Below are 2,269 nucleotides of genomic sequence, written 5' to 3' on the forward strand. Positions count from 1 at the left end.
AGTGCCGTCCGACCGGCGCATCCGCGTCATCGTCGCAGTGGCAGGATCATAGTCGTAGTCCACCCAGTGACCGGTACGGTGCACCAGGGAGGTCAGACCGATCTCGATGCCCGTCTCAGTGACACCCGCCAGCGACGACCCCGGGATACCCGCACCGCACAGTGCGGCGAGCTCCCGATCCACCGCATCCAGGTCATCAACACCTCCATCAACACCACCAGTAACACCACCAGTAACATTGTCGGCCTCCGGTCGGCTTCCCGGTTCAGCGGCCAGCACGGAACGCACCGACGCCCTGTCACCGGTCACCGCGAAAACCCAGGTCACCCCACCAGCGACATCACGGACACGGTACGCACCGTCCACGAACGACAGCAACCAGGGCCGACCGTCGCAGCGAACCTCGGAACCATCCGTTGGGGCGGGTGGAAAGGTCAACAGAGCGCCGTCGGAGGACACCATGAGCACCTCATCGGCGCAGACCTCGATGCGCACGTCCATCCGCGAGACCCACGTCGGGCCCAGTGCGCGGCCGAGTTCGTGGGCGGAGTTCGCGTTGCGGTCCACGATCAGCGGCAGAACGCCGGGAACATTGACATCGACCTCGAAATCGACCATCGCACCGGTCGCCATGTCCACCGGCTCGGCGTCGAAACAGATCTGACCGCCGCGGGTGCTCCGCTCGTAGAATGCCTTTCCGAGGTTCTGTCCGCGCTCTCCGAACCGCCCCATACCTGAGGCCGTGTGGAACGCTCCGCGCTCCAGTCCGGTCTTCACCGTCGACACAGCCTTGCCCCCGACACGCTCAAGGCCAGCGGCCGCACGCATACCAGTGACCCCGAGCTTTCCCGCTCTCGCCCCGCGTAGCAGGGCTCCACCAGGTAGGGCGAACAATGCGTCGAGAGCGAACTCTCCCCAACTCACGTTGCCGTTGAGGGCGAGGAGGCCCTTGAGTGCGAGCCCGACACCGAGCATGATCGCACCGATAAGCTGGAGTCCGGGGATCAGCATCATGAATCCGCCGAGTGTCTGCAACAGGTCGGACAGGTTCTTCAGCAGGTCGGCGAACTTGTCGAGGAAGTCGCTCAACGCGCCCTTGAGCTTCTCCCATTTACTGGGGTTCTTCTCAAAACGCTTACGCGCCTGGGCCTCGATAATCCCCACGGCCGCGGTGACCTCAGCGCCAAGCTCGTTCTTGATCACCTCAGACTCGGCGATAGCCTCTGTCCACGCATTGAATGCTATCTGATTCGCCGTGACCGCCTTTGCAAGTTCCGCATCCGCTGCCGTGGCAGTCGCATGTGCCGTCACTGCGGCAGGAGCAGCAGCCGGCATGGCGATTGAAGCCACCGTCGCCGTGGTCGCTGCTTCGTGGGCGGTCGCCGCAGCAGCCTCGGCTGTATCCACTTCTACGCCGGTGGCGTTGACCGCTGTATGCAGCTCCATCGCCCGCGTCCGCAAAGAGGTCATCGCCGCCATCGCGGTAGTGAACGCACCGGCATAGCGGCTGATGGCGGATCCCACACCCTGATGAGCCTCCGACGTCGTCTGCAGGTGAGACGGGAAATTCGCGTTGACGATGTCCCTGTATGTGTTCCCCTCGGTGCCCTCGAACCCGCCGTCGTTGATGGCGCGCAAGGAAACCGCCGCGCCCTCCGCGGCGTCCGCGAAAGTCATCCACCGTCGTGCTGCCTCACCAACCAGGGCCGGATTGCCGCCGAGGGTGAAGTTCAGCTCGTGGTAGGTGAAGAACGTCGGTTCCAGGTGGATGCCGGGCACGTGGGGTCAGGTCCTCTCGGATGAAGGGTCTCAGTAGTAGGCGGGGGTCAGTTCCCGCTGATGGCGTTGGAGACCCGCGACCGCGTCTCTGCCACAGCCTGACTGTTCTCCTCCAGCGTCGCCTTCACCTGGGCGAGGATCTCCTTCGCCTGGTTGGCAGCCCCAGCCCATTTCTGCTGTACACCGGAGTACTGCTCCTGCTCGGAGCCTTCCCAGCTGCTGGCGAGCTTCGAGACATCGCCCTGGATCTCATCGAGAGTGGCTTCGAGAGCGGAAACGATCTGGTTGATGTCCTGCGCGCTGGTGTCTGCGACTGAAGCGTCATATGCGTACGGCATGGTGTGTGTTCTCCCTAAAAGGTGGTAGTCGGCCGATGTCGGTGAGCGGTGTGATCAGAGTATGTTTCCCTGCGGCATGTCCATGCCCGCGAAGCGGGACTGGATAGCGCTGGTCTGCTCTTCCTCACCGGACTGGTAGGCCTTACCGGCGG

2 protein-coding genes are annotated in these 2,269 nt (G+C 63.6%); both read right to left on the reverse strand.

Annotated elements, in window-relative coordinates; genetic code table 11:
* A partial coding sequence (locus QZV72_RS05940) for a DUF6531 domain-containing protein (RefSeq protein WP_297006256.1) occupies positions 1-1,779 on the reverse strand: 1,779 nt, incomplete at its 3' end.
* A 47-nt stretch (positions 1,780-1,826) separates the two neighbouring features.
* The gene (locus QZV72_RS05945) at positions 1,827-2,117 is read right to left on the reverse strand and encodes a WXG100 family type VII secretion target (RefSeq protein WP_297006258.1); all 291 of its coding nucleotides are present in this window, start codon (positions 2,115-2,117) and stop codon (positions 1,827-1,829) included.
* Positions 2,118-2,269 lie beyond the last annotated feature (152 nt).

It is taken from the genome of uncultured Corynebacterium sp. (assembly GCF_902782855.1).
GTDB lineage: Bacteria > Actinomycetota > Actinomycetes > Mycobacteriales > Mycobacteriaceae > Corynebacterium.

Coding starts and splice junctions, on each gene's coding strand:
- QZV72_RS05945 (WP_297006258.1), bottom strand. CDS start 2,117: ATGCCGTACGCATATGACGCTTCAGTCGCAGACACCAGCGCGCAGGAC.